The organism is Massilia sp. Masssp93 (assembly GCF_059491295.1).
On record NZ_CP168502.1, the window covers coordinates 1,651,888 to 1,677,005 of the forward strand.

A 25,118-nucleotide genomic window follows, 5' to 3' on the forward strand; every position below is an offset into this window, starting at 1 on the left:
CATTTAATCGTCCAGTTATTTTTTTTCAAAGTTTGATGCAGATCAATAGGCAAAACCACGAGACTACCGGGCGCGGTTCTGCAAATGATTAATCGTGCTTTGAAATTAATTGAATGACCTTTGCTTAATATCAAAGGTCGTGACGATCTGCACGTTTAATCCATGCAAGACGGTTTTCAATAAAAAGGCCCGCACAATAGCGGGCCTTTTTTCGGCGATGCGATTTCAAAGGATGGCGCGCGCCGGAATGATTTCGCCCGAATAAGCCGCCGATGATTCATCCATTGAATGCAACGCCGGTCGATTCATTGGAACAGACTTTTTCGCGGTAGCGCGGACACGCCGCCCGGAGCGGATTGAATTGCCGGTAACGGGACGCCGGCATCGGCTTTCAATCCGGGGAAGGACCATATTGGCGACGCGCCGGGCGCGCGCGCTGGCCGATTCTGGCGGACGTGGGCGGCGTGGTCAGCTTGCGTCAGCGTCGGCGGCGCCGGCGGCCTCACGATAATGCTGGGTCCCGGCGCGCGGTGCGCCGGGCACTTCCCACGGAGGAAGGACATGAAGCATGTACTCTGCATACTGGCCTGCGCGCTGGCGATCGACGGTGCGCGGGCCGCGGACGGGAGCGCCGATGCCGCCTGCACGGCGCGCGCCGGCGTGCAGGCGCCGATCGCCGCCGCCATCGCCACGCTCGACAACGCCAAGGTAACGCTGCCGTCGCCGAGCCTGGCCAGCGGCACCGTGACGTACCTGGGCATCACGCCCAATTTCGCCGAACAGCTGGACAAGGTGTGCGTGCTCGGTTACTTCGAGCTGCGGCGCGGCCGCGAGGCGTGGACGGTGCCGCTCGTCGTCGAGAACGTCGACGTCGTCAAGGATAGCGATCCGCACGACGAGACCCGCACCCGGTCGAGCACCCGCGTGTACTTTCGTGTCCCGGGCATCGACGAGTTCGGAGGCGGGCAGGGCCGGCGGCCGTTCTGGAAGTTCTGGGAGCGGGAAGCATCGCTGCACCTGAAGATCGCGGCCTTCGCGTACGCCGACGGCGCGCGCGGACACGCCTATTTCGGCCGCGACCTGCCCGTCACGGTATCGAACAAGGGCGCCAGCATCGGCGCGGCCCTGTTGTTCGCGGCGTTCTTCTACCTGGTGGCGGGCGCCGCAATCGCGCCGGCCGCGCGCATGCCCGGCGCGGCGCGGCGGCGCTGGTGGGGCACCTGGCGCCGGCTGCTGCCGTGGAATATCACGGGCGCCAACGGCCAGGCCAGCCTGTCGCAGCTGCAGATGCTGGTGTTCACGCTGATCGTCGCCACGCTGCTGTTCTACCAGTGGCTCCGCACCGGCCTGCTGCAGGACCTGTCGACCGATCTGCTGTACCTGATCGGCATTTCGACGGCCGGCACGGCCGCCAGCCAGGCCGCGACGGCGATCCGCAAGAACCTGGAACCGGCGATCTACCAGTACGTGCAGCAGCTCGGCTGGTTCACCGCGCCCATCGCCGAGCCGCAGGGCAAGGGCCGGCCGAGCGGTCTCCTGCTGACCAACCGGCGCTTCGACATCTACAAGTTCCAGATGCTGGTGTTCACCTGCGTGATCGCGGCCTATGTGATCGCGAGCGGCGCGGACGAGCTCGGCAACATCCAGATATCGGCGACGCTGCTGACGCTGATGGGCATGAGCCAGGGGGCCTATGTCGGCGGGCGCGCGGCGGCCGATCTGCTCACGCCCCTGCAGGACCAGTTGCGCGGCATGCAGACCCTGCAGCAGCGCTACGCCGCCGCGACCGATGCGCGTGTGGGTGACGAGTTGCGCCGCCAGTTCCGGCTCGCGGCAACCGAGGCCGGCGCGATGTTCGAGACCATGTTCGGCCGCGTGCTGCAGCCCTGGATGCTCGACATGCCGGCCGATGCCGCCACCGCGCGGGCCGACGGCGTCGACGCGGCGGCGGGTCCGCCGGCCATCGGCGCCGGTTAAGGCAGATACTGGTTGCCGGTGCGCGCGGCCGCTTCGTACACGTGCGGGAGCACGAAGCGCCTGGCGCGCATCTTCGAACCGCTCATGGTGACGGTGAACTGCTGCGGCGTCGTCACCGGCAGCGTGGCGGCGGGGCGCCGTCCCAGCGCGATCCGCAGCGCGAGCCTGCCCGCGACTTCCCCCTGCTCGTAGGGCGACGTGCCGATCGCGAGCATCCCGCCGTCTTCCGTGAAGAAGCCGTTGAACGAGATCACCGGCACCTTCGAATGGGCCTCCGTCCAGGCTACCACCTCGCGCGCGGGGACCAGGCCGGCGTCGGTGCCGGAGCGGCGCAGGCGCCGGTAGCCGCTCACCAGCAGCACGTCGTGGGAGGCGGCAAGCGCCAGCACGCCCGCCTGCCACGCGGGCCAGGTGTCGACCTGCAGCACGGTGCCGAGCTGCAGCGGCTTCCAGTCGTAGCGCCGCACCTGGCGGGCGTCGCCGTCGACGGATTCGGACTGGTCGCCGATGTAGGCGACGCGCAGCGCCCGGCCGGGCGGCGCGAGGCCGGCGGCGCTGCCCAGCGCCTCGCGCATGGCGTCGAGGGGGATGCGTTCGAGGATGCCGGTGACGTTGGCGGCGCGCGCGTAGCCATAGTCGGCGGCCGCGCGGTTCACGCCCGCGAACACGACCGCGACGTGCGGGTCGCCCACGAGAAAACGCGCCGCGTACTGCTGGGCGTCGTCGTCGACCGCGATGACGACGTCGGGACGCATGGCGGCGATGACGTTGCGCGCGGCGATGCCGGCACTGGCCTTGAAGCCGGCCGACGGGTGGCGCTTGGTGTCCATGTAGTACCAGCGCACCCGGTAGAGGTAGGTCTTGTCGAGGACCCGGTTCAGGCCCACGTTGACGTCCCGGACCCAGGCGTAGTCCGGATCGTAGCTGTGCAGCACGAGGATGCTGGGCTTGCTGACGTTGTACCAGCCGAACAGCAGCAGCGCGCCGCCCATGAACAGGGCCAGCATGATTTTCTCGAGTGTGCGTGTCATCGTATCCCCAGCATGTCCCAGTACGGAAAGCTCGCGTAGACGGCCAGCAGCCTGGCCAGGTTCAGCAGCGCGTTGAGCCACAGGAAGCGCCTCTCGTCGTAGGGCGCCGCGCCGCCGCTCAGCTGTTGCATCTGCAGGTAGTAGCTGCACTGGTAGGGCAGCCACCACACTTCCGAAAACACGAGGATGATGAAGCCGACCAGCCATTCGTTGACGCCGTTCACCTGGGCCAGCGGCATCAGGATCGTGGCCAGGATCACGCTCGTCGCGTTGCTCGGCGCCGCCAGCCGGATCAGGTTGACGAGCGCATAGAGCAGCAGCACGAACAGGGCGAAATGGTCGCGCATGCTGGTGCCGAGCGCGGACAGGTGGGTGCCCAGCGCGTGGTCCAGGCCCAGGCGGTTGAACGCGGCGACGATGCCGGTGATGCCGCTCAGGTACAGCAGGAAGGTCCAGTCGACCTTTTCTTTCAGTTCCTTCTTGTCGAGCGTGCCCCACAACAGCAGGCCGAACAGCATCGCGAAGCCCAGCCAGGGGGCTTGCACCTTGTGCAGCGAGCTGGTGACGATCCCCGTCACCATGAAGCCGATCCCGGCCAGCGCCGCCCATTCGCGGCCGGACAGCTCGCCCAGCAGGGCGCACTGCTGGTCGATCCGGGCCCGGGGCAGGTGCGGACGTTCGGCGTTGCGGCAGCCGAACCACGCGGCGCAGGCGTGTGCCGCGAGCAGGACGGCGGCGGTGACGAGGGCCGCCTGCAGCCACGCCGCGCCCTGGAAATGGTCCTGGCCCTGGGGCGACAGCAGCCCGAACACGGCGAAGTTGACCGATTTGCTGGTGATGAAGATGGCCGAGAACAGCGTGCCGCCGCTGAAGCAGCTCAGCGCCAGCCGGGTCGCGGCCCGGCCTTGGCGGGCCAGGTGCAGGTTGTCGACCATGTCGGCGTAGAACGGCGCCAGCAGCGCGATGCGGCCGTTGGCGGTGGGGATCAGCGGCGTCAGCAGCAGGCCCGTTGCGAACAGCCCCACGTTGTGCCAGCGCTGGCGGTTGGGCAGCCGGCGCAACAGCAGCAGCATGACGCGGTAGCCGAGGCCGGAACTGACGACGACGGTGCCCAGCGCCAGCGTGCTGAGCGCCATCAGGAAGCCGTCCGAGGCGAAGCCGGACAGGACGACGGGCACCGGCACGAGGCCGGTCAGCAGCGTCGCCAGCAGGGCGAACAGGGCGGGGATGTAATCGTCGACGAGGTTGCAGATCCACATGGCGATCGTCGCCGCGAAGATGGCGAGGAAGATCACGCCGCCGTGGTCGATGCCGTGCCCGCCGCCGCAGGCCAGCGTCAGCAGCGCCGCCGCGCTGACGAGGAGCCAGCCGGGCGCGGCGTGGCGGCGGTAGCCCGTGCGCGGCGCGGGCGCCGGCGGCGCCGGGCGCGCCAGCGTCTCGCCGGCCAGGTTGCTCGTCAGCGAGAACAGCAGATCGGTCTGCAGCATCGGATTGGCGTCGAGCAGGGCCCGCACGGCGGCGCGCGGCAGGCACAGCACGGTGGCGTCCTCGACGGCGACGGCGCCGGTCAGGTAGGCATGCGCATCCGACGCCGCCTCCTCGCCGAAACGCCCCGCCCGGACGGCGCGGCGGACGCCCTGCGGCGACACGAGCGTGACGGCGCCTTCGACGAGCAGGTAGACGCAGGCGGCGCCCGCACCGGCGGCATAGATCGCGGTGCCGGCGCCGAACTGCAGGCGGCGCGCCTGCGCCACCAGGCGCGCCAGGCTGGGCCGGCTGGCGCGTCCGATCACGGGGTCGGCCTGCAGGCGGGCGGCCGCGCTGGCGAGGGTATCCATCATTGCGCCTCCTGCGCGGGGTCCGGGCGCGGGCCGTCGGGCTCATCGGGCCCGCCGGGTTCGATGGGCTCGGCGCGCGGATCGGCGTCGGCCGCGGCCAGCGCGAGCGGCACCTGGCGAAACCACTTGAGCACGACCAGCAAGCCCGAATACACCGACACCACGAGGCCCATCGCCGCCTTGAGCTTGTCCAGCAGCTCGCGCGACAACAGCGGCTTGTCGCGCTCGATGAAGCGGCGCGTGCCCTCGGCGGGCGGATAGGCGCTGGCCGACAGGATCAGCGCCTCGTCCAGGTGCATCTTGAGGCGCGCCGCCAGCGCCGGGCCGTACAGGCTGTCGAGCACCTTGACGATGGCCCCGGCGTCGACCCCGCGGTTGGCGACCAGGGACAGCTTGACGCCGACCGTCTTGATCGCGTGCGGCGGCACCGGCGGCGCCGCGCTGTACATGAGGGCGCCGATCTCCGCCTCGGCCGCCCACTCGTGGCGCAGCGCGAACGACGACGCGAACGGCACGTCGAGCAGGCGGTAGCCGTGCCGCCGGACGAGGTAGTCGACGACGTCGGACGGCGCGAACGACGTGACCACGATGGCGTCGGGCAGGCGGTCGCCGCGCTGCGTGAGCAGGTCCTCGGTCGGGATGTTCGACTCCACGTAGTCGATGCCGTCGCGCAGGCCGGCGAAGGCGAGGATCTGGCGCGCGACGAGGCGCGTGCCGCCCTTGCGGCTGTTGAGGTTGACGCGATGCCCGCGCAGGCCGGCGATGTCGACGATGCCGGGACGGACCAGGAAGTGGAGCAGTTCCGACGTCACGGTCGCCACCTGCACCACGTTCGCGCTCGGCAGGTCGAGGCCGCCCTGGACGAAGGCGAGATCCAGCTTGCCGGCCGCGACGAGCGCCAGCGCTTCCTGCGAGCCGTCGGTGGGCCGCAGCGTGAGGGCGACGCCGTTGGCGGCCGCGGCCTCCTGCAGGGCCTTGGCGAAGAAGTGGCGGTTGCTGGTGATGTCGGTGCCGGAGATCGTCAGCGCGTAGCGGTGCGGGATCAGTTCGACCACCGACCATGCCGCGACGCCGGCCAGTACGAGCAGCAGGGTGGCGACGAGCAGGCGGGCGCTGCGGCCGTGCTGCTGCCAGCGGCGCATGAGCAGCGCCGGAAGGGGAGGATTGGGCATGTCGTGGTCCTGGTCGGAAAACGGTCAGCAAACGGCGACGAGGCCGAGGCGTTCGACGATGGCCTGGCCGGCGGCGCTGCGCGCGAAGCGCACGAACGCACTGCGCGCGCCGCCGGGCTCGCCGTGCAGCAGCAGGTGAAAGCTGTGCGTATAGGGATAGCGGGCCGACAGCACGGTGGCGCGCGCCGGATGCACGCCGTCGACCGCGAGCACGGCGACCGCGCCCGCGGCGGCCCCGGCGCCGGCACGGGCATGGCCGTCGACGCAGGCGATGCCGGCCGGATCGCCCTCCACCGCCGCGCCCAGGGCGGCGGCGTCGGCGCACTCGCGGGCATCGACGGCGAATTCGGCGCCGTCCAGCACCAGCCGTTCCGCAGACTGGCGCGCCGTGTCGCCGCGCGGTAGCGCGTACACGGCCACCGGCCGGTCCGGACCGCCGAGCACGCGCCAGTTCGCGACCTCGCCCGTGCACACGGCACGCACCTGGGCGCGCGTCAGGCCGCGCACCGGCAGGGCGGGATGCGCGACGATGCCGATGTCGTCGCGGGCGATCAGGTAGTTGTGGGCGCCGGCGTCGTCCTCGCCATCCGACAGCGCGCGCGTCATGGCCGCGAGGTCGATCGCGCCGCGGCTGGCCGCGATGTAGGCCGGCAGCGAGCCGCCGCGCTCGACGAGGATGGCGGGCGCGCCCGGCTCGCGCACGAAGGCCTGGGCCAGCGCCCGCGTCAGCGGCAGCATCGCGGCGGCCGCGCCGATCAGCAGCGATTCGCGCGCGGCCCCGTCGTCCGCGCCGCCGCGCGTGCAGGCGCCGGTTGCCAGCGCGCCGGCGGCGCCGGCCAGCGCGATGCAGGCGTGCCGCCTACGCATGATGCGCATCCGCGGCGGCGGCGTAGGCGATGAACCGGTGCGCCGCCAGCGCCGGCGCGCCCAGTGTCACGAGCATCATCGGCGCGTGCAGGGGATAGGCCAGCGGCGCCAGGTCGGCCGCGATGCCGTCGACGCGCACGGCCTTCACGCGGCGCGTGGGGAGCGCCATGTGCGGCAGGTAGGTGACGGCGAACGGACGCGCCGCCATGCGGGCCAGGCGGTCGTTCGTGCCGAGCACCCGCGCCAGCGGCGTGAAGGTGTCGTCGTCGCCGAGCAGCCGCCTGCGCCAGCTGCTCGATACGCCGCCCGTGGGCGGCCCCACCAGCACCTCGATGGGGGCGTCCTGGCCGCCGAGGGCGCGCCAGTTGGCGACGCGGCCGGTGAAGATGTTGCGCAGCTGGAGCAGGGTGAGCGTCGCGAGCGGATTGGCGGCGTGCACCAGCGCCAGGATGGCGTCCTGCGTGACGACCGTCGTGCGGAACGCGACGCCGCGCGCGGTGGCGGCGGCGGCCAGGTCGTCGGGGACGGTGCCGCTGGCCATGGCGATGTCGGTGGTGCCGTCGAGCAGCGCCTTGTAGCCGCGCGCCGTGCCGCAGCCGTCGTCGATGACGACGCGGACGGCGTGCGTCTCCATATAGGCTTCGGCGACGCGCTGCATCCGCGGCAGCAGCGTCGTCGAGCCGGTCAATTGCAGTGCGCGCCCGCCGACGGCGCGCGCAGCGGGAAGCGTTGGGCGTTCATGGCGGCCTCATTCCATTGCTGACCGATCAATGGTAGGGTGCCGCCGCCGTCGCCTCCTGATGGTATCTGACGCTGTCCGGCTAGCGCTCGTCCCGGCGCCCGGCCGCCTCGGCATCGTCCGCCGCGCGGCGCGCCACGGGCAGGTGCCAGTCGAGCTGGATGGCCGCCAGCCGCAGCCCGAAACAGAGGGCCGCGCCGGCGCAGGCGCTCGCGGGGCCGGGCAGGCCCAGCGCGTCGCCCGTCACCATCACGGCCGCCCCGGCCAGCGCGGCGACGGCGTAGATGTCCGAGCGCAGCACGGCCGGGATCTCGGACAGCAGCACGTCGCGCGCGACGCCGCCGCCGACGCCCGTCAGCATGCCGAGCAGGGCGGCCATCACCGGGGACAGGCCGAACACGAGGGCTTTCTGCGCGCCCGCCACGCAGAACAACGCGAGGCCCGCCGCGTCGAACACCAGCACCGGGCTGCGCAGGCGCTTGATGCCCGGATACCAGAAGAAGATCAGCACGCCGGCCAGCAGCGACGCGGCGAGGTAGCGCCAGTCGCGGATCGCCGCCGGCGGCGCCGCGCCGATCAGGACGTCGCGCACGATGCCGCCCGAGTTGGCGGCGACGAACGACAGCACCAGCACGCCGAACAGGTCGAGCCGGCGGCGCACGCCGGCCACGGCGCCGGAGAGCGCGAACACGAAGGTGCCGAGCAGGTCGAGCGTGAGAAGGAGGGTCTTGATCGCGGCGCTGACGTCGAGGGAAACGGATGGGAACATGGCGACATTATGCCGCGCCTGCCGGCTGAAAGGTAATTGAAGGGTTGCGTCGCTATAGTGGGCTCCATTCACCAGGCTGATCGATCGTATCACCGCATTCCATATCTACCTGCCGGGAATGCCGGAGCCTGGGCCAAGAAGAGGAGCACACCATGAATACGACTACGACGACCTACACGCCGGCGCGCGACGACGCCAAGCCGGCCGCCACATCCTTCGCGGGCGCCTGCCGCCGCATCGCGCAGGCCCGCATCGGCATCGTGCCGCTGCCGGTGTATGTGCTGCTGCTGGCACTGATCGGCGGCTTCGTCGCGACCGGCAAGGTACCGAACGATATCTGCGTGTCGATCGCGATCCTGACCGTCGGCGGCTTTTCCTGCGCCGAGCTGGGCAAGCGCCTGCCGTTCTTCCGCAACATCGGCGCCGCGGCGATTTTCGCCACCTTCATTCCGTCCTACCTGGCGTTCAGCAAGCTGCTGCCGCCGCCGGTCCTGAAGAACGTCGTCGACTTCACCAAATCGACCAATTTCCTGTACCTGTTCATCTCGTCGATCATCGTCGGCAGCATCCTGAGCATGGACCGGGCGGTGCTCATCAAGGGCTTCCTCAAGATCTTCGTGCCGCTGGCCATCGGCTCCGTCGTGGCGGGCGTCGTCGGCACCACCGTCGGCACCGTGCTGGGCCTCGGTCCGTACCACACGTTCTTCTACCTCGTCGCGCCGATCATGGCCGGCGGCGTCGGCGAAGGCGCGATTCCGCTGTCGATCGGTTATGCGGGCATCCTGGGACAGGAACAGGGCCATATTTTCGCCGAGGTCCTGCCGCCCGTGATGCTGGGCAGCCTGACGGCGATCCTGCTGTCCGGCATGCTGAATTCGCTCGGCAAGAAGCGTCCCCACCTGACCGGCAACGGCCGCCTGCAGCCGAACGACGACGGCGACCTGAAGCCGCAGGCCGAGGCCGTGTCCGGCAATTTCGACATCAGCAATATCGCCGCGGCCGGCATCACGTCCATTTCGCTGTACATGGTCGGCATGATGTGCTTCCGCCTGTTCGCCTTCCCGGCGCCGGTGGCGATGCTGTTCGTGGCCGTGATGTTCAAGCTGTCGCGCCTCGTGTCGCCGCAGCTGCAGCAAAGTTCGTACATCGTCTACAAGTTCTTTTCCACCGCGGTCACGTATCCGCTGCTGTTCGCGATCGGCGCGTCGATGACGCCGTGGGACAAACTCGTGTCGGCATTCAACGTCGTCAATCTCGTCATCATCGTCTCGACGGTGGCCAGCCTGATCGCGACCGGTTTCTTCGTCGGCCGCAAGATGAATATGTACCCGATCGAAGCGGCCATCATCAATGCCTGCCACAGCGGCCAGGGCGGCACGGGCGACGTGGCGATCCTGACCGCGGCCGAGCGCATGCAGCTGATGCCGTTCGCGCAGATCGCCACGCGGATCGGCGGCGCGATCACGGTCACGCTGACGCTGTTGCTGATGTCGCAGTTGCACTGACGAATCCGCGAACGACAGCGTGCCGGCGAGTATGATGGGACCCATGAACGCACACCGCATCCTCCTGCCGCTGCTCGCCGCGCTGCTGCTGGCAGCGCCGGCACTGGCGAAGCAACCGGCCCAGGCCGAATGCCTCGTCCCGTCGAAGCCGGGCGGCGCGATGGACCTCACCTGCAAGCTGGCCCAGAAGGCCTTGCAGGGCAAACCGGGCGCGCGCCGGCTGAAGCTGAGCTATATGCCGGGCGGCATCGGCGCGGTGGCGTGGCACACGATCGTGTCGCAGCGCCGCGGCGAGCCGGACACCCTCGTCGCGTTTTCCGGCGGTTCCTTGCTGAACCTGGCCCAGGGCAAGTTCGGCAAGGCCACGCCCGACGACGTCCGCTGGGTCGCCGGACTCGGCATCGATTACGGCGTCATCGCCGTGCCCGCCGACTCGCCGTACCGCTCGCTGCACGACCTGATGGACGCGTTGCGGCGCGACCCCGAGAAGATCGTGATCGGCATGTCCGGCACCATCGGCAGCCAGGACTGGATGAAGATGGCGCTGCTGGCGCGCCAGGCCGGAATCGACCCGCGCCAGCTGCGCTTCGTCGCGCTCGAAGGCGGCGGCGAGGAATTCGTCGCGATGCAGGCCGGCTATGTCCAGGTGGTCTCGAGCGACGTGTCCGAGTCGGGCCTGTACACCGCGTCCGGCAAGGCGCGCGTGCTGGCCGTGCTGTCCGACCGGCGCCTGCCGGGCGCGCTGGCCACCGTGCCGACGGCGCGCGAACAAGGTTTCGATGTGGTATGGCCGCTGATCCGCGGCATCTGGATGGGGCCGGACGTGCCGGAAGCGGACTATCGCCGCTGGGTCCAGGCCTTCGACCGCATCGAGTCCGCACCGGAATTCGCACGGATGCGCGCGCAGATCGGGCTGTATCCGCTCGCGCTCACGGGCGACGCGCTGACCCGCTACATCCGGCAGGCCGTCGCCGCCTACAAGCAGCAGGCCAGGCAATTCAATCTCGTGCGGGAGCACTAGCCTCCGGCGGCGCGGCGGCGATCCCGTGCGGTTCGACGGGCGCGCCGGCGGCCGCGTGCTTGTGCCGGACGCGCTGGGCCGCCACGACGCCGACACCCAGCAGCGCCAGGCTGAGCATCGTCCCGAACGACGGCGCCGCGAGCCAGCGCAGCGACTGGTTTGGCTGTTCCAGCGGCTTGTCCTGCGCCGGGTCCGATTGCGCATCGGGCATCGGCGCCGCCGCGGGCTCGCCCGCGAAGAACGGGACCAGCGCCTGTACGAACGCAGCCATGTCCTGCGTGCCGCGGCCCGACAACACATGGGCGTCGCGCACGACATCCTGGTTCAGCCAGGTTGCGCCCGCGTTCACGACGTCGTCGCGCACGCCGGGCCAGGACGTCAGGATACGGCGCGCCGCGAGTCCGGCCGAGACGAGGACCAGCGGCGCCTGGGACATCAGGGCGATCGGCTTGCCGGCCGCATCGCATTGCCGCACGAACGCACGCACCGGCGCCGACTGCCGCAGGATGTCGGGGCTGACGTAGCCGCCCGGGATGAAGAGGCCGTCGTAGTCGGACGCCTGGGCGTCGTCGATGGTCTTGTCGACGCGGACGAGCTCGCCGGGCTCGTGCATGTGCATCCCGCGTATCCGCCCGCGCCGCAGCGACACGAGCGTCACGTCGGCGCCCGCTTCGGTGAGGGCCGCCACCGGGGTCTTCAGTTCCGCCTGCTCGCATCCGTCGGCAGAGAGGATGGCGATTCGTTTTCCAGCCAGTATCTTGATGGTGTTCATGACCGCGTGTCCGCGCCAGGATCATGACTCACAGAGCGGATTGGGCGACCTTTAGTTCCGTCAGGTGCTCGCTGTTTTTGAAGCCGGTCGATGGACATCCCGGCCGAGCGCGCTGTCGATCGCGGCACCGCTGAGCGCCAGCTGCGCGGCATCCTGCTGCAGCAGGTGCACCCGCCGCTGCAGCGGCGCCCAGCCGCGCCAGGCCGCGATCCGGACGGTGCGGCCGTCGTCCGGCGCCGTGTCTTGCGCCGGCGCCGTGCCGAGGTTGCTTCTGACCTTGGCGAACGCGTCGGCGAGCGCGGCCTCGACCTCCGCGCGCGGCATGTTCTCCGCGTAGCGCAGCAACAGCAGGCGCAGCGCCGCCATATGGGCCATCAGCAGGTAATTCTGCACCGTAAAGCGGTTCAGCTCGGCGGGAGCGCGTTGCTGGGCCGCCGGTTCGTCGAGCATGCGGCCGAGCGCGGCGCTGAGATTCCCGAGGCTGTCCATGAAGCGCTTGCGATTGATCCGGTAATGGAAATCGTCGATCGCGCGCCCCAGCAGCAGGTCGGCGGCGGCGTCGACGTATTTGCGGTTGGCGCTGGCCACCGCATCCACCAGGCACGGCAGGTTCTGGTATTCCCAGCTCGGCAGCACGTAGCTGAAGAAGGTGGCGATCAGCGTGCCGAGCACCGTGTCCAGCAGGCGCTCCTCGATGGCGCCGCCGCCGTGCGGCATCGTCAGCCCGATCAGCAGCAGGGATTGCATGCTGGCGGCGATGGCCGTGTAGCGGTATTTGATGGACAGGAACGTGGGGCCGGCCGCGGTCGCCACGAACAGGAAGCCGATCAGTACGGCCGGCGCATGGACGACATACAGGATCGCGGCCGTCAATATGCAGCCGATCAGCGTGCCGACCAGGCGGTCGGTGCGGCGCTGGCGGGTCATGCTGAAGTTCGGCTTGAGGATCACGGCGATGGTCAGTGCCGTCCAGTAGCCGTGCGACTTGTAGGGCAGCCATCCGGCCGACAGCAGGCCCACCGAAATCGCCATCGCCACCCGCAGCGCGAAGCGGAACGTCGGCGATGTCCAGCGCAGGTGCGACAGCAGGATGCCGATGCTGTAGCGCTGCTGGGTGAGGAACGGCGTCAGGTCCGCGCCGGCCGCCATCGGCAGCGTGCCCCGCGTCGCCGCGCTGGCCCCGTGCAGCCGCGCGATCATCGCGATCATGTCGCGGATCTTGTTGAAGGTGGCGCGCAGGACCGCCCGCGCATTGGCGTCCTCGCTGTCGGCCGGCGGCAGGGCGCGCAGCGCCGCGTCGAGCGCGCGCAACTCGTCGCGGTAGTCGATGACGGGATGCGAGGGCCGGTTGCGCGTCATGGCATAGGCCACCGATTCGATGTCGCGCGCCGCCTTGCCGATCAGGTCGCCCAGCAGCGGCAGCACGGGGTCGCCGGCGAAATGCTGGCGCAGCAGGGCGTAGTCGGTGTGCGTCGACAGCACCAGTTCGTACAGGTCGAACATGGCGTAGTGGACCTGCACCAGGACGGCTTCGTCCGCCTTGGGCTTGCCGCGCAGGACCAGGTCGCGCGAGGCCTGCTGCCGCACGGCCAGCGCGCTTTGCTGGCGCACGAGCTTTTCCATCTGCGCGGGCAGAAAGTTGGCCATGTCGTAGCAGCCGGCCTTGATGCAGGTGTAGCTCGCCAGCTCGTACAGCGCTTCGGCCAGCACCTGCTGCTTGAGGCGCCGCCGCAGGAGCCACACGACGGCCATCGCATAGGTCATGTAGCCGGCGCCGCCGGCAAAAAACAGCGCGCCATGACGCAACGCCTGCAGCGGCGTGGCGGCCGCACCGCTCGACAGCATCATCACGAACAAGGCGACGAACTGCAGCGGCATCGCCTTCCTGCCGTACACCGTCATCATGCTGGCCAGAAAAGACACGAGGACGATGACGGTGCGCAGCAGCCATTGCACGGGCGAACACAGGCCGACCAGCAGCGCCACCAGCGAGCACGTCAGCACGCCTGCCAGCATCTCGTTGAACTTGTGGCGCAGCGGGCTCGGCAGGTCCATCAGGCTGGTGCACAGCGCGCCGATCGCCACCGCCATTGCGGTCGGCAGGTCGGCGAAGTGGTACGTCAGGCCTGTCAGGCCGACGACGCCGGTGGCGATCCGCAGGCCGGTATAGAAATAGTGACTGAAGAAGAGCGTGCGGGGCGCGAGGACGTAATGCATGTGTTCGGATCACGCGAGGCGGGACGGCCGGAAACGATGAGTCCATTATAGCGCCGCAGCAAGCGACTTCGCGGCACGCCACGGGGCACGCCTCAGGGCACGCCTCAGGGCATGGCTCGGGGCACGCCTCAGCCACGGTTCGCGCCAGGGCGATCGGCCGGCGCCGCACCGCGCCGCAACCAGCTTTCGCGGCAATATAAAAATTCCGCGCGCGGACACATCGCCACATCGATGCCTTCGCACAGCAAACCGTCGAGGGCGACGGTATTGCCGAGCTTTACCATCATGCCCGTCTGCTCGAGGATGATTTGACGGACAGGGAAGGCGACGCGGTAGCTGTGTCCGATCGCATGATGCATGGTCGGGGGAAAGGTCAATCCGCAATTCCTCCCTTTCTCATCGAGGTTGTGCCGGAGTTCCTCGATCGGTTTGATGGCGACCCATTCGTCCTGCCGCAAGTCGAGGCTGCCTCTGCTCTTCGCTCCCGGGACGCCGATGAGCTGGTCCTGCTTTCCGCCGCCCGCCCGCCGCCACAAGGTGCGGAACAGAATGCGGACGAAGTCGGACAGCGCCAATTCGCGCGCGACGATTTCGCGGAGCAGGGGACGGACGTCCCAGCGATGCAGGGCCGTCGTCGCCGATTCGAGCGCCGTCGACTGGCACACGTAGCGCTCGCCGTCACGCGTGGGCAGGCGCCGCAGCCGCGCCGCCGCCGCGGCATCGTGCGCCGACCATGCGGGCGCGGGCTGGGCGCCGGGAACTGCCCCGGCCGGCGTCAGCCACTCCTGTTTCCAGAACAGCAGGCAGGCACGATGACACTGGTCGTGAAAACTGCCGTCGCAGCGGGCGTCCTGGAGAAAGACGGCGTCTTTCATTTCGCGAAAGCCATGGCCGACGACACACGTCCGGCGCGCGCTGCGATGCACGCGGATGCAGGACCCGCAATACGCCACCATTTCGGGCATGAACGGCAGGCCGTCGAGTTTTCCATCCTCATCCAATGTCTCGAGAATTTCACTCGGGCTTTTGACTCTCATGAGATGCGCTCGCGGCGGGCGCCCGGTTTCATGCTTCATATTGACCTCTCGATCCGGGCCTCATGCCTGGCCCGTCCAATAACGTTGCGCCTTGTCGAACACGAGTGCACCGACCTTGCGTCCTACATCTTTTCCGGCGGTGTTGGCGTTATCGAAGTGGATGCTTCCGTAGATGCGGGAGATGCCCGCTTCGTCCGCCGCGTCGCTGAACGTCGCCCAGCTCAGCGTCAGGTCGGCGGACGGCAGCGAAGGCTCGATGAGCATGGAATGGGCCGGCTTCGTATAGCTGCCGCCAAATACGTCGCTGCCGGTAAAGCGCTGCAGCACTTCCGCCGCGGCCGCGCTGAATGCGCTGTGGCCGGACACGTGTTCGGGGAAGGGCGGTGTCGGGAACGTGGACGGCCGGTAGGGCACCCACGTCTCGCCGGCGATCTGGCGCAATCCGGCCGCCACGCCCGGCGCCCCGTAGCCGGTGACGGACCGGCCCTGCATCAGGTAACGGATGGCGGTGATCGGGCGTTCCGAATCGTAGGCACGCTTGGCGTCCCAGGCGGCGATCGCCGCGTCGGACAGGGCATTGGCCAGCGCGAAGAACAGCAGCACGTCGCGGTCGTCGTCGTTGTTGTCGCGTTGCGAGACGAATTGCGCGAACAGGCACCAGTGCCCGGGCGGCAATTCCGATTTGGGACCGTCCGCCCAATACTCGGCGACGACTTTCTGCCGTTCCGTGAGCGCCGCCTGCACGTCGAGGATGTGCTGCGCCTGCGCGGCGTACTCGGGCGTGCCGAACGCTGCGGGCGGGCCGGGGCGGAACTGGTCGGCCGCGGCCAGCGCAAACGGCGTCATGCGGTCCCAGCAGGCGGCCAGGTAGACGGGCGTGGCGACGGTGCCCGACGCGTCGGCGTACGTCAGCGGTTGCCAGTTGCCCGGCGCCGGCATGGCGGCGAGCGGGGTGGGCGCGGCGACGACCAGCGCCGGATTCTTTGGCGTGTACCCCGTGTAGTCCGCGTACGGCACGCCGCCGGCCGTCAGGTCGCCCAGCTGGTTGGCGCCGTCCTTGTGGCAATAGTCGAGCATGGCCGCGGCCAGCGTCTGGCCGATGCCCTGGGGCGATGCGAGGTCCGTCCCGCTCGTCGACGGGTCGTAGCCGATGCTCGTCATATAGCTGTCGAACAGGGGCTTTTGCGTCGGGAACTGGTCGACCAGAACGCGGTAGGCCGCATGGCTCATCGCCATGGCCTTGTTGTCGGCCACCCGTTCGCTTTCCGGACGCCGCACCTCGGGGCCATGCGGTGTCTGGATCGCGACCGGACTGTACGCCGCCCACGCGTTATACATGCTCGTATGCAGGACCGCGAGCGAGCGGGCGGCCATGGGCGGACCGGGCTTCACGTTGCGTATCGCCTGCAGCGCGGTCTGGTTCCAGCCGACCACGGCCTTGTATTGCGGTGGTGCGGCGGCGAATTGCGGTGCGTTGTCGCCACCTCCGCAGGCGGCGAGCGCGTTGCCGAGTGTCAGTGCGCTACCCATCCTGAGAAACGTACGTCGCTCCATGTCACGCCCCTTTGCTCGATGCGGTGTATGCCACATGCATCAAGTATCGGGACGGATGGCGGGTACAGGATTGCGGGCGCTCAACCGGAAAAGGGGGGCTGCTTGCGTAACGTCGCCGCGCGCCGTTTGCGTTCGTGATAAGGCGCAGCGCGGAATCGGAGGTCCGGCGGCGTATCGGCCCCCTTCAGCGTGCGCAACACGAAACCCGACTGGCGGGGGCGGATGCCGGCTAGGCCGCTGCCAGCACCGCGTAGACCGCATCGTTGGCGCACGCGCGCGCACGTACGGCCAGCGGCTGCGCGTCGCCGAGCAAGGTCACCATCGCCGGCACGTCGCGGCCGTCCAGCGCGGCATGGAAGCGGCGGATGAGCTCGCGGCACAGCTTCTCGTCCGGCGGGGTCTCGTCCGCTTGCGCGCGCAGGCGCCGGCGCGCGCGCGACAGGTGCTGGCGCGCGTTCGCCGGGCTCAGTCCGAGTGCCGCCGCGATGTCGGCATGGCTGCAGTCCAGGACGTCATGCAGGACGAGCGCCAGCCGCTCGGCAGGCGAGAGGCAGGCCAGCAGGCGGGCGAGCGCCCCGGCCCGTGCCGCGCGCCGCAGCAGGGTGTCTTCCGGCGGCACGGGCGTCGCGGCGGGTGCCAGTTCCAGCGCGGCGTGCGCCGCCGCCGCTTCGCGCACGCGCCGGCGCAGGCGGTCGATCGACTGGTGCCGGACGACGGTCGTCAGCCAGGCCGCCGGCGTCGCCAGCGCGTCGCTGTCGGTGCCATGCCATTTGAGAAAACAGTCCTGCACGACGTCCTCGGCGTCCGCCTCGCTGCCGACGATGCGCAGGCTGATCGCTTTCAGGCGCGGGCGCAGCCGTTCGAACAGGGCGCCGTCGGTATCGGTGACGTCGGTATCGGTGATACGTGGCATCGCGATTCTCCTCGTTGCGGTGGTGGTATCCCTTGACGCGCGGCGGCGGCCGGATGTGACACGCCGGCGATTTATTTTTTTGCCGTCACACGGCGGTGTGCCGCGAGCGTCATGCGGGCAGCGAATCCGTTTTGCGATTCGACCTGCCACGAAAGGACCGTCATGACATCGCATTTTCCTCGCGGCCTCGGCCTCGTCCCCACCGTCATCGAACAGACGGGACGGGGCGAGCGCGCCTTCGACATTTACTCGTGCCTGCTCAAGGAGCGGGTGATCTTCCTCGTCGGCGAGGTGACGGAGCAATCCGCCAACCTGATCGTCGCGCAGCTGCTGTTCCTCGAGTCGGACAATCCGGACAAGGACATCGCACTGTACATCAACTCGCCGGGCGGGTCCGTGTACGCGGGCATGGCGGTCTACGACACGATGCAGTTCGTCAAGCCCGACGTGTCCACGCTGTGCACGGGCTTCGCCGCCAGCATGGGCTCCTTCCTGCTGGCGGCCGGCGCGCCCGGCAAACGCTACGCCTTGCCCAACGCCCGCATCATGATCCACCAGCCGCACGGCGGCTCGCAGGGCGTGGCGGCCGACATCGACATCCAGGCGCGCGAGATGCTGTACCAGCGGCATCGCCTGAATACCATGCTGGCCGAGCGCACGGGGCAGACGCTGGCGCGGATCGAGAAAGACACGGACCGCGACCGCTACATGTCCGCCGCCGAGGGCGCGGAATACGGCCTGATCGACCGCGTGCTGGAGGCGCGGGCCACGGCCACGCCTTTATGAAATTTGTCAGATGCCTGAACAATTTATGCCAGGCATCGTTACACCACCGTGTGCGCTCAAACTCGTCGGATATGTTTCGTGGATTCTTGCACTTCGGCTTCGCGGAGACGGGCCGACGCGGGAATCGACGCCTGCATGGAAACAGGCGTCGCCTTACTTCAGATTTCAGATGGATAACAATCTTGGGAGGCCTTACATGAAGTTGATCAATTCATTGCTCCAGAGAGCGACACCGCTCGCGGTGGCCGCGCTCGGCATGGCAGCGCTGGCTGTACAGCAGCCCGCAGCCGCCTATTCCTGGGGCAACGTCGCCATCGGCGGCGGCGGGTTCGTATCGGCCGTCATCCCCAGCAAGACGGAGGCCGGCGTCGTGTATGCGCGCACCGACGTCGGCGGCGCCTACCGGTGGGACAATGCCAACGGCCGCTGGGTGTCGCTGCTGGACTGGGTGGCGGAAGACCAGGTCGGCTATCTCGGCGTCGAGTCCCTCGCGGTCGATCCGAAGAACGCGGCCAACGTGTATATGTACGTCGGGATCGGTTACTTCAACGGCGGCAAATCGGCAATCCTGCGCTCGAGCGATTACGGCAGGACCTTTTCCACGACGGACGTCAGCGGCCAGTTCAAGGCGGACGGCAATGGCATGGGACGCCAGAACGGCGAGCGGCTCGTCGTCGATCCGGGTTCGAGCAATGTCCTGTACGTCGGCACCCGTGCGAACGGGCTGTTCAAGAGCACCAACTACGGCGCGAACTGGTCGCAGATGACGGCGCTGAACGTGACGACGACGGCCAACGGCAATGGCATCAGCCTCGTCCTGGCCGATCCGGCGAGCGTGTCGGGCGGCGTGGCGCAACGCCTGCTCGTCGGCGTGTCGCGCTACGGGTCGGCCGGGGCGAACCTGTACCGCAGCGATAATGCGGGCGCGTCGTTCAGCGCCGTGTCGGGCAGCCCCTCGGGCCTGATGCCGCAGCGCGCCGCCTTCGACGGCGCCGGCAACGTGTACATCACGTATGCCAACGGTGCCGGGCCGCACGGCAACAGTTCGGGCACGGAGCCCATGAACAGCGGCCAGATCTGGCGGTACACGCTGTCCAACGGCGCCTGGACCAACGTGACGCCGTCCGGCGTCAACGCGGCATTCAGCGGCATCAGCGTGGACCCGGTCAATGCACAGCGGCTGGTCGCGTCGACCATCAACCAGTACATGCAGCAGGGCGACAGCTGGGGCGACCATGTGTACATCTCCACGAACGGCGGCGCCAGCTGGACCGACGTGATCAACCGGGGCTTCGTACGCGACAACGGCGGCGTTCCCTGGATCAATGGCAAGGCCATGCACTGGGCCGGTACGGCCGTGTTCGATCCGTTCAACAACAAGGCCGTCTGGCTGACGTCCGGCAACGGCATTTTCAAGACCGCCAACATCGATGCCGTGCCGACCACGTGGACGTTCACCGTCAAGGGCCTGGATGAAACGGTGCCGCTGAACATCTACAGCATCCCCGGCGGGCCCGTGCTGTCCGCCATCGGCGACTACGACGGCTTCCAGCACTACAACATCGACACGTACACGAATCCGCAGTATTCCCCGACGATGGGAACGACGACCGGCCTGGCGGTCGCCGACAGCAATACCAGCCTGGCGGTGCGGGTCGGGAACAAGATGTACACGTCCGCCAACGGCGGCACGAACTGGAACCAGACCAACATGAACGGCACCTACGGCCAGGTGGCGCTGTCCGCCGGCGGCACGGTCCTGCTGCACAGCCCGTCCGGTTCCTCGACCACGTACCGGTCGACGAATATGGGGACGAGCTGGTCGACGGTCGGCGGGCTCGGCGTCAGCAATGCGCGCCCGGTCGCCGATCCGGCCAATGCGAGCAAGTTTTACGTGTACAGCCCATCGGACGGCAGTTTCATGATCAGTACGGACAGCGGCGCGTCGTTCTGGAAGTTCTCCACGCTGCCGACCTGGGGCAGCGATGCGATCCGCGCGGCGCCCGGCCGGGAAGGCGACATCTGGGTGGCGCTGTATGGCGGCGGCCTCGCGCGTACCACGAGCTCGGGCTGGCAATTCAGCAACCTGCCCAACATCACGTATTGCGGCGCGGTCGGCTTCGGCAAGGCGGCGGCGGGCGCATCCTATCCGACCGTCTACATCTGGGGCACGATCGGCGGCGTGACCGGCGTGTACCGGTCGACCGATACGGGGCAGACCTGGACGCGCATCAACGACAGCGCGCACCAGTACGGCGGTCCGGGCAACGGCCATTTCGTGGCGGGCGACATGAATACGTTCGGCGTGGTCTACATGAGCACGGCGGGACGCGGCATCGTCGTCGGCAAGCCGTAACGGGAAACCGGTGACGCCCTGGCTGCCGCCGGCCGTGCACGGCGGCGGCAGCTGGGCGTTGCGTCTCGAATACGTTTCATAGCAGAATCGATAGTTTCCATATGGAACTGTGCTAACCTGCCAGAGTCGCTTCCACCCATCCCGCCCGTCGTCCCAGCCGTGCAACCATCACATGAAACACGCCGACCGGGTGCCGGCCTCGACCTGAAAGACGCGCTGCTCGTCGGCGCGATCGTGATCGTCTGTTCGATCTTCGGCATCTACACGGCGCCCCCGGGTGTGCTGGCGGCGTTCTGGCCCACGAATGCCGTCCTCGTCGGGCTGCTGCTGCGGCGCGCCCATCCGCCCGGACCGGCCCACTGGCTGTGCGCCGTCGCCGGCTATATCGTGGCCGACCTGTACATGAACCACGGCTGGCCCAAGACGCTCATGCTCACGTCGACCAACATGATGGGCGTGTCGGTCTGCTATCTGCTGCTCGCGCGCATGAGCGACGACGTGCGCGGCCTGCGCCATCCGCGCTCGATGCTGCGCTTCGTGCCGGTGGCCATGTGCGCCGCGACGGCGGCCGGGGTCGGCGGCCTCTTCATCCATCCGGCGCTGTTCGGCGGCACGCGGGCCTACGGTTTCATGTTCTGGTTTTCGACGGAGCTCGTCAATTACATCGCCATCCTGCCGGTGCTGCTGACCATGCCGGACCTGCTGCGCCGCATGCTCGGGCCCAGGCGCCGCAGCGACTGGCGCAGCTGGCGCGCCGAACAGGTCGCGCCGCTGGCCGCCTTCGCGGGCAGCCTGTGGCTCGAGACCCAGCTGGGCGGACCGGGCGTGATCGCCTTTCCGATTCCCGCGATGCTGTGGTGCGCATTGACGTACAGCCTGTTCGCCACGGCCGGCATCACGCTGCTGTTTTCGATGTGGACGCTGCTCGCCATCGCCAGCGGCGCCCTCGTGATCGGCGCCCCGGTCGATACCCCGCAAGCGATCATGTCGCTGCGCGTCGGCGTGACCTTGACGGCGCTGGCGCCGCTGGCCGTGGCAAGCGTGATGGTCGCGCGCAACGAGCTGCTGGCGCGCCTGCAGCACGCCGCCTCGCACGATCCGCTGACGCAGGTGCTGAACCGCGGCGGCTTCATGGCGCGCGCGGACGGCGTGCTGGCCGCGCCGGCGCAGGCATGGCCGGCGGCCGTGCTGATGATGGATATCGATTTCTTCAAGAAGGTCAACGACACCCACGGCCACGCGGCGGGCGACGACGTGTTGACCGGTTTCGCGCACCTGGCGGCGGGCTGCTTGCGCAGCGGCGACGTGCTGGGCCGCCTGGGCGGGGAAGAGTTCGCCGTGCTGCTGCCCGGCTGCGCCGCGGACGACGCCCGCGCCATCGCCCAGCGCATCTGCGACGCGTTTGCCGCGCACACGGTGGCGCTGGCCGACGGCACGCGCCTGCAGGCCACCGTCAGCATCGGCCTGGGCTGCTGGAGCGCCCCGGGGACGCCGGTCGGCACGATGCTGTCGGCGGCCGACGCGGCGCTCTATCGCGCCAAGCACGACGGGCGCAACCGCGTCGTGCTGGACGCGGCGTAGGGCAGGGGCCCGAATGCCCGGCATCGGCGGCGGGGACATTTGGTGGGCACGGGGTGCCCACCCTTGTATCTTGAGCGTGTTGGTGATTAGCTACCACTAACTGAGGTGAAGACCAGCTTGTGCCCACCCTGAAGGCGTTGACCTTGTGGAGTAGATTAGGCCCTTCACCTCTCCCCACCCCATGACTGAACACTGGACGGTATCCGAGGGCTCTGACCCTGCATGTACAAGGCGAGTGTGGAGTGGATAGGGAAAATCAAGAACACAAGGAAGATCAAATGTTTTATCTTGGCGTAGACGTTTCGAAGAAAAAACTGGACTGCATGCTGCTCGATACTAAGAACGGCAAGTTGAAGTCCAAATCGTTATCCAACACAAAGGCTGGATTCGAAGAACTGATTGAATGGCTGGCCACAAACAAAGCGCCTGATGCGCATGTGATCATGGAGCCGACCGGTGTGTATCACGAACCGGCCGCGCTGGCGCTGACCGATGCGGGCTTGAAACTGTCACTGGCTAATCCGGCCCAGCTGCGGCAGTTTGCCCAAGGACTGGGCGTCAAGAACAAGACCGATAAAGCCGACAGTACCGTACTGGCGCGCTACGGCGAGACATTGAAACCCGTAGCTTGGCAACCGCCGTCGAAATCTGCGCGTCACCTGAAAGCCCTGCTGACGCGCCGTGACGCTATTGCCGATGATTTGCAGCGCGAACAAAACCGTCAGGAGGCCATCGATTTCGGTGTATCACCGGACGAGGTCAAGCAGTCGATCATGCAGTCGCTCATATTTTTGCAGGCTGAGCTCAAGCGTCTGGAACAGATGATCGAAGAGCATATCGACAACGATCCTGATTTGCGCAACAAGCAGGATCTGCTGGAGACGATTCCTGGCGTGGGCGAGCGTGTCTCGAGTAACCTGACCGCGCTGTTTGCCGCTAAAACCTTCGACACTGCCGAGCAACTGGCCGCTTATCTTGGCCTGGTGCCGGTACAGTGGGACTCAGGTTCGTCGGTGCATAAACGTCCTCGCCTATCCAAGGCTGGCCCATCGCACCTGCGCAAGCTGCTTTACATGCCAGCCGTGGTGGCCCGCCGCTGGAACCCTCACATCAAATCCTTCAGCGACCGTTTGCTCGCCAAAGGCAAGACCAAGATGGCCGTCATCGGTGCCTGCATGCGCAAGCTGGCCCACCTGTGCTTTGGTGTTGTGCACTCAGGCAGGCCATATGACCCGAATTACGCCATGTGAAGCTTGACGCACAAGACGGTATCTACGGCTACAGGCAGGCGCTTGAACGCCGGGCATCCGCGGCGGCGTAGGGTGGGCACCCCTGTGCCCACGCGAACGATTGCATCACGGCGGCATTGCGTGGGCACGTTTCATTTGAGGCCCCCGGCCCCAAATGCCCACCCCGCCGGACCGGCGCTTAAACGCCGACCATCGACACGGCCTTCGTGTTCAGGTACGACTCCAGCGCCTCCGGGCCGCCTTCCGAACCGTAGCCCGAATCCTTGATGCCGCCGAACGGCAGCTCGGCGCTCGGCGTGGCCGGCTGGTTAATCCACAGCATGCCGACTTCCACGCGGTTCATCAGGAGGTGCGCGTTCTTGATCGAGCGGGTGAAGGCATAGCCGGCCAGGCCGTACGGCAGGCGGTTCGCTTCCGCGATCGCGTCTTCCAGGCTGTCGAAGCCGCGGATGCCGGCCACGGGGCCGAACGGCTCGTCGTTGAAGATGGACGCGTCCAGCGGGACGTCGGCGAGGATGGTCGGCGCAAAGAAGTTGCCGGCGTCGCCCACGCGCTTGCCGCCCGTGGCGACGATCGCGCCGCGCGCCCGCGCATCCTCGACGACCTGCGCCATCGCCGTCACGCGGCGCGCGTTGGCGAGGGGGCCCAGCGTGGTGCCCTCGGCCAGGCCGTCGCCCAGTTTCAGGCCTTCGGCGTGCGCGACGAAGGCGCGCGTGAACTCGTCCTTGACCGCGTTGTGCACGAGGAAGCGGGTCGGCGAGATGCAGACCTGACCCGCATTGCGGAACTTGGCGGCGCCGGCGGCGCGCACGGCCAGCGCCACGTCCGCGTCTTCGGCGACGATCACCGGCGCATGGCCGCCCAGTTCCATCGTCACGCGCTTCATGTGTGCGCCGGCCAGCGCGGCCAGCTGCTTGCCGACCGGGGTCGAACCCGTGAACGTGACCTTGCGGATGACCGGGTGCGGGATCAGGTAGCCCGAGATCTCGGCCGGATCGCCGAACACGAGGCCCACGACGCCGGCCGGCACGCCGGCATCGACGAAGCACTGGAACAGCGCGGCGGGCGAGGCCGGGGTCTCTTCCGGTGCCTTGCACAGGAACGAGCAGCCGGTGGCCAGTGCGGCGGCCAGCTTGCGCACGACCTGGTTGATCGGGAAGTTCCACGGCGTGAACGCGGCGACGGGGCCGACCGGCTCCTTCAGCACGAGCTGCTGCGCCTGCGGATTACGCGCCGGCACGATGCGGCCGTACACGCGCATGCCCTCGGCCGCGAACCAGTCGATGATCTCGGCGCCGGCCATGGCTTCCATCTTCGCTTCAAGCAGCGGTTTGCCCTGTTCCTGGGTCAGCAGGCGGGCGATGTCGCCGGCGCGTTCGCGCAGCAGGTTGGCCGCGCGGCGCATCGTGGCGGCGCGTTCGGCCGCGGGCACGAAGCGCCAGGCTTCGAAGCCTTTCTGGGCGGCGGCGAGGGCGCGGTCCAGGTCGGCGATGGCGGCATGGGCGACCGTGCCGATCGCCTGGCCGGTGGCCGGGTTCACGACCGGGATCGTCTTGCCGCCGGTGGCTTCGACCCATTCGTTGGCGATGAGGAGGCGGGTGTCGGGATAGCTGGAAGTCGTCATGAAAGCGTCGTTTCCTGTGTTCAGTGGTGGATATATGATCGGTCCGCGCTGCGCGGAAGCCGCTATGATCGCACCGCTGCGGATTGTTTGCTTAACACACGGCGAACCG

At 68.3% G+C, this 25,118-nt stretch carries 18 protein-coding genes and 1 pseudogene; 7 read left to right on the top strand and 12 right to left on the bottom strand.

The annotated features are described in order from the left end of the window. Positions 1–561: 561 nt before the first annotated feature. Positions 562–1,977: a hypothetical protein gene (locus tag ACEN9Q_RS07110; protein WP_495627822.1), complete on the top strand. Its 1,416-nt coding sequence runs from the start codon at positions 562–564 to the stop codon at positions 1,975–1,977. Here ACEN9Q_RS07110 and ACEN9Q_RS07115 read toward each other — a convergent pair. The 6 genes and pseudogenes from ACEN9Q_RS07115 to ACEN9Q_RS07140 form a co-directional block, all read right to left on the bottom strand. Beyond that, positions 1,974–3,008 (bottom strand): ABC transporter substrate-binding protein, encoded by a 1,035-nt coding sequence (locus ACEN9Q_RS07115; RefSeq protein WP_495627823.1) that lies wholly within the window; start codon positions 3,006–3,008, stop codon positions 1,974–1,976. The two genes, ACEN9Q_RS07110 and ACEN9Q_RS07115, sit on opposite strands and share 4 nt — an antisense overlap. Beyond that, positions 3,005–4,849: an SLC13 family permease gene (locus ACEN9Q_RS07120; RefSeq protein ID WP_495627824.1), complete on the bottom strand. Its 1,845-nt coding sequence runs from the start codon at positions 4,847–4,849 to the stop codon at positions 3,005–3,007. The genes ACEN9Q_RS07115 and ACEN9Q_RS07120 overlap by 4 nt, the downstream gene beginning before the upstream one ends. Beyond that, the gene (locus ACEN9Q_RS07125) at positions 4,846–6,018 is read right to left on the bottom strand and encodes a TAXI family TRAP transporter solute-binding subunit (RefSeq protein WP_495627825.1); all 1,173 of its coding nucleotides are present in this window, start codon (positions 6,016–6,018) and stop codon (positions 4,846–4,848) included. Before ACEN9Q_RS07125 ends, ACEN9Q_RS07120 begins: the two co-directional genes overlap by 4 nt. Before the next feature lie 24 nt (positions 6,019–6,042). Next, complete coding sequence (locus tag ACEN9Q_RS07130) at positions 6,043–6,885, bottom strand: substrate-binding domain-containing protein (RefSeq protein ID WP_495627826.1); 843 nt, start codon at positions 6,883–6,885, stop codon at positions 6,043–6,045. Next, a pseudogene (locus ACEN9Q_RS07135) lies at positions 6,878–7,582 on the bottom strand (substrate-binding domain-containing protein); the annotation flags it as partial. The gene ACEN9Q_RS07130 and the pseudogene ACEN9Q_RS07135, both read right to left, overlap by 8 nt. A 124-nt stretch (positions 7,583–7,706) precedes the next feature. Beyond that, the gene (locus ACEN9Q_RS07140; protein ID WP_495627827.1) at positions 7,707–8,393 is read right to left on the bottom strand and encodes a trimeric intracellular cation channel family protein; all 687 of its coding nucleotides are present in this window, start codon (positions 8,391–8,393) and stop codon (positions 7,707–7,709) included. Positions 8,394–8,545: 152 nt separating this feature from the next. Between ACEN9Q_RS07140 and ACEN9Q_RS07145 the strand changes: the two genes are divergently transcribed. Beyond that, positions 8,546–9,898 (top strand): 2-hydroxycarboxylate transporter family protein, encoded by a 1,353-nt coding sequence (locus tag ACEN9Q_RS07145; RefSeq protein WP_495627828.1) that lies wholly within the window; start codon positions 8,546–8,548, stop codon positions 9,896–9,898. 43 nt (positions 9,899–9,941) lie between these two features. Then, positions 9,942–10,919, top strand: coding sequence for a Bug family tripartite tricarboxylate transporter substrate binding protein (locus tag ACEN9Q_RS07150; protein ID WP_495627829.1), 978 nt, complete (start codon positions 9,942–9,944; stop codon positions 10,917–10,919). Here ACEN9Q_RS07150 and ACEN9Q_RS07155 read toward each other — a convergent pair. The 5 genes from ACEN9Q_RS07155 to ACEN9Q_RS07175 form a co-directional block, all read right to left on the bottom strand. Further along, entirely contained in the window at positions 10,897–11,691 is a 795-nt protein-coding gene (locus tag ACEN9Q_RS07155; RefSeq protein ID WP_495627830.1) for a type 1 glutamine amidotransferase domain-containing protein, read from the bottom strand. The two genes, ACEN9Q_RS07150 and ACEN9Q_RS07155, sit on opposite strands and share 23 nt — an antisense overlap. Positions 11,692–11,751: 60 nt before the next feature. Then, positions 11,752–13,908 (bottom strand): FUSC family protein, encoded by a 2,157-nt coding sequence (locus ACEN9Q_RS07160; RefSeq protein WP_495627831.1) that lies wholly within the window; start codon positions 13,906–13,908, stop codon positions 11,752–11,754. 128 nt (positions 13,909–14,036) lie between these two features. Next, complete coding sequence (locus ACEN9Q_RS07165; protein ID WP_495627832.1) at positions 14,037–14,984, bottom strand: hypothetical protein; 948 nt, start codon at positions 14,982–14,984, stop codon at positions 14,037–14,039. A 21-nt stretch (positions 14,985–15,005) separates the two neighbouring features. Further along, entirely contained in the window at positions 15,006–16,499 is a 1,494-nt protein-coding gene (locus tag ACEN9Q_RS07170) for a vanadium-dependent haloperoxidase (protein ID WP_495627833.1), read from the bottom strand. Positions 16,500–16,728: 229 nt separating this feature from the next. Then, positions 16,729–17,412 carry a sigma-70 family RNA polymerase sigma factor gene (locus ACEN9Q_RS07175; protein WP_495627834.1) on the bottom strand — a complete coding sequence of 228 codons (684 nt, stop codon included), beginning with the start codon at positions 17,410–17,412 and terminating at the stop codon, positions 16,729–16,731. Positions 17,413–17,574: 162 nt separating this feature from the next. Between ACEN9Q_RS07175 and clpP the strand changes: the two genes are divergently transcribed. The 4 genes from clpP to ACEN9Q_RS07195 all read left to right on the top strand — a co-directional run bounded on the left by clpP (position 17,575) and on the right by ACEN9Q_RS07195 (position 23,385). Beyond that, on the top strand, positions 17,575–18,198 hold the full coding sequence (gene clpP / locus ACEN9Q_RS07180) for an ATP-dependent Clp endopeptidase proteolytic subunit ClpP (RefSeq protein WP_495627835.1): 624 nt from the start codon (positions 17,575–17,577) through the stop codon (positions 18,196–18,198). Between the two features lie 196 nt (positions 18,199–18,394). Further along, positions 18,395–20,554 carry an exo-alpha-sialidase gene (locus ACEN9Q_RS07185; RefSeq protein WP_495629010.1) on the top strand — a complete coding sequence of 720 codons (2,160 nt, stop codon included), beginning with the start codon at positions 18,395–18,397 and terminating at the stop codon, positions 20,552–20,554. Positions 20,555–20,713: 159 nt separating this feature from the next. After that, positions 20,714–22,135: a GGDEF domain-containing protein gene (locus tag ACEN9Q_RS07190; RefSeq protein ID WP_495627836.1), complete on the top strand. Its 1,422-nt coding sequence runs from the start codon at positions 20,714–20,716 to the stop codon at positions 22,133–22,135. Positions 22,136–22,413: 278 nt separating this feature from the next. After that, entirely contained in the window at positions 22,414–23,385 is a 972-nt protein-coding gene (locus ACEN9Q_RS07195) for an IS110 family RNA-guided transposase (RefSeq protein WP_495626422.1), read from the top strand. A 178-nt stretch (positions 23,386–23,563) separates the two neighbouring features. On the opposite strand, the gene ACEN9Q_RS07200 is transcribed toward ACEN9Q_RS07195, so the two are convergent. Then, complete coding sequence (locus ACEN9Q_RS07200; RefSeq protein ID WP_495627837.1) at positions 23,564–25,009, bottom strand: NAD-dependent succinate-semialdehyde dehydrogenase; 1,446 nt, start codon at positions 25,007–25,009, stop codon at positions 23,564–23,566. Positions 25,010–25,118: the final 109 nt, after the last annotated feature.